Origin of the sequence: Clostridium akagii DSM 12554 (assembly GCF_000686725.1) — a bacterium.
GTDB classification, from domain to species: Bacteria; Bacillota; Clostridia; order Clostridiales; family Clostridiaceae; genus Clostridium_I; species Clostridium_I akagii.
Genome location: NZ_JMLK01000051.1, coordinates 1 through 3,722, shown reverse-complemented (window position 1 = coordinate 3,722; position 3,722 = coordinate 1). Strand labels below are relative to the sequence as shown.

Here is a 3,722-nt window from a genome sequence, read left to right as displayed (position 1 = left end):
TTTTAGACCTTGTCCCACTGTTCCTGCTGTACTTCCGTCATAACCCCAGTCTTGCCACCCTATATTTTGTACATGTGCCTGATATTTTATTCTCATCCCTGCTATTGGCGTTGTAAGGTTTATTTTTAATGCTTCAAGTCTTAATCCTTGCCCTGTGGTCCCAGCCAAATTATAATCATTTGTCACTGGTTGCCACCCTACATTTTCAACTTGTGCATCATAACTTACTCCAACGGTGCTATCTCCATTAACAACCTTTGCTGTTGGTCTATCCAAATTATCAAAATCCGTACTTACTGATTGTCCATTTCCATAAGTTGATTTTTGTAACACGCTAGTTCTTGGTTCATAGGTATTTGTTATCAAATTTTGATTTCCTACTGCAACTGTTGTATTATTTCCCAATGAATCATAAGCAAAATTGTAATTAAAACCATTATGTGTAATTTGGCTTATCTTATCGTTTTGATAGCTATAATTATTGCTTATCTGCTGTCCGCTTACAGTTTTGCTTGTACTAGTAAGTCTATCCATATTATCATAGCCATTATTAGTAGTACTTCCGTTAGCATCTGTAACACTACTTAGAAGTCCTTTTGTCTCATCATAATTATAATTCACAGTATTGCCTAAACTATCCGTGAGTGATTTTATATAATTTCCACTTGCCGTATAATCTGCTTTTGATTGAATGTAATCTGCTCCACTTCCAACCTTTGCACTTATTGGATTCCCACTACTATCATAATTAAAACCATAGTTAATATTTTCTGCTGAAGCTGCATTTGTCATATTATGCTTGCTGTCATATTCATATTTAAAAAGATTTCCTTTAGGATCAGCAGATTGTATTAAATCGTTATTCCCATTATATAAAAAGCTTGAATTCTGTTGTGCTAAACTTGCCGTTGATACTATATTTCCCTTTGAATCGTACTGATAACTTTGGCCGAATTGTTCCTTATATAGTTGTGTACCATCAAAGTATGCTACATTAGCATTATCCTTGTAAAGATAATATATGTCTATTCTTGAGTAATCTGATTTAGCTATACACTCACCTGAAGCATACTGCCAATCGTTTGAAGCTTTATTAAAATCAAGCGTTACCCATTGAGGCGCACCTGCAGTAATAAAAGCTGCTTGTATTTGAAAAGTTCCACTTGGTACAGAATATGCTTTTCCCCATGCTCCAAGAGAATATATGTCTCCTGCTTTTCCATGTACATTAACAGATTGACCTAACCGTTTGTCTGTTCCATATACTCCATTAACTTGATATACGCTGTTATCTAGATTAGTTGGGTGATCTGAATCATTTATAGTCGTTGTTCCATCTGAACCACTGGTTCCACTGGCACTCCATTTATTAGGCGTTCCACTTGTACCACTAAGGTCTCCATTATCGATTAAATTATATCTATTAGCTATACTCCCTTCCTCAAGTTGTAAACTGTCAAAATATGATGTACCGCTTTCTTGATACATACTGAGTCTCGTTAGTACATTTGTGTCAGAAGCATCGTTTGGAAGTGTAAAACTAACCTGTTGCCTTTGCCAGTCCTTAGTACCATTGCTATATTTTGAGTCAATATGTTGGTATACTCCTGATTTATCTTTATAATAAAAACTTAAAACTGCACCATTTCCATTTGTATTTGAAACACCTGATGTTTTTACATAACCTGAAAATGTATAAGTTTTACCTTTTGCTAAGTTGTTCCATTGATCATAATATTGCCTACTCACATTATCTGACTTAGTAATTTTTATACTTTGATTTCCAAGATAACTTGCCTCTGTAGTAAAAGTACCAGTGCCATTACCGCCATCCTTACTAGTTGCCCAAGAATCTGTAGTTTCCAATTCATGATTAGTCAATAAATTTACTATTGTTTTTTCTAGTTTGGATTCTGATGTTAATTTTGAAGCATTGGTTGTATCACCATACTGATAATATTCTGCACTTCCGTCATTATCTTTTATGCATAATGTTTTTCCTGTATTATCAAATTCATATACGTTTTTTCTTCCTTTTTCATCTGTATATGTAGTACTATTATTTCCGTAGTTAATACTTAGCTCATCGCCTAATGTTCCGTCTGTATTTGATTCGAGAATATCACTTACCCTATATGGAGATATACCATAATATTGATATGATATTTTATACCCATCATAATTTGTAGCACTCATTAAATTATGATTTCCATCATAGCTATATGTGGATGTTTTACTATCTGGATAACTTATTGATGTTAAATTTCCACTTCCATCATAATTATAATTTGTAACCCTTCCTACAGTATCTTGAATTGTTGTAAGTCCTCCAACATTATTATATGTTAAATTTACAACTCTTCCTGCTCCATCCGTAACCTTTGTTAATGTCCTTACACCATTACTTGCTGCCGTACCATAACTGAAGGTCATTGTATTTCCATTGGCATCCTTAATATAATTTAAATCACAAGTTCCTGAATAAAAATCTATTTTATTATTCTTTTTGTCTGTTATTGAATATGTTCCATCTGTCTCTTTTGTAAGGGTTAACCCCAAATTTAATTCATCACTAATTGTAGTTGCACTTGAATTTTCAAAATAATGCCGTGTCCCATCCTCATCTGTGTATCTATAATATCCAGTACCACTTATAACTTGCCATTCTAGCTTCTGGCTTATATTTAATCTCCACCCATTTCCATAACCAATGTTCAAATTTTTATCATTGCTATTAAAAACATGATTAATGGAAACTGGCATTTTACTTCCATTCATATCTATATCACTGTGTTTAAAAATTAAATTTCCGTTATAATCATTAACATAAGATGTTCCTGCCCTACCTACATCTTGTGAATGATATGTCCAGTAATTTTCTATTCCACTATTGTTTATAAAGTTAAAACTTACTTGTGGTCTTGCAGAAGCATAAGTTGAATATATATTAGATGCCCAAAAAGCACTATAATTCCCTCCATTGTCCTCCTCAAGCATTAACCCATAGTTATTTCCCTGAGTAAACCACTGCTTGGCAATGCTAGTAATATCCCAGTTAACCCACTGATCTTGATTTAAACTAATATTGCTAAGGGCTTCAATATTAGAATCATAGCTAGGTTGTGACCCCCAGGAAATGGTATCCGGATTAAAATCTTGATTTATTTTATGTACATTTACTTGATTGTTGGAGATTTTACTTACCCCTGAGCATAATTCTAGGTTAAGCTGCGCACTAGTTATCATATCTCCTGTAGAAAGTTGTGGTAAATCGAATTTAATATAAGTCCTTGTGGTTCCTACAACAGGTGTTTGTCCAACTCTTACATATTGATTTTGTGATTTATTACTTGGATCATTTGAACACACAAAATTATCATGAATATTTGTTTTGTCTAGAGATGTAGTCATTGAAGGATCTATGGTTACAGGATACACCCTGTCACTACTGCCTAGCCAAGTTTTATCAGGTGTTAAAATCAATTCGTAACCGTCTTTAATCTGATTAAGCTTAATGTCAATATTATTGCTAGTTTGTCCTGTTTTATCATACATAACAGGTGATACAATTTTAAATACTTGTTTTGATTTATCCTTGGAATCATAAAATATAATTGATTTATCTTCCTGAAGAACTGGTGTAAGATTTTTTGCATTTAAATTAAATTTATATAAAGCATTATCACTAGCTTTATTTATTACTATATTTTCTTTTACATCGC

Annotated in this window: 1 protein-coding gene; it reads right to left on the bottom strand. The window is 32.9% G+C overall.

The features are described from left to right. On the bottom strand, positions 1-3,722 hold a 3,722-nt coding region (locus tag BR66_RS24080; protein WP_156946308.1), incomplete at both ends, for a DNRLRE domain-containing protein.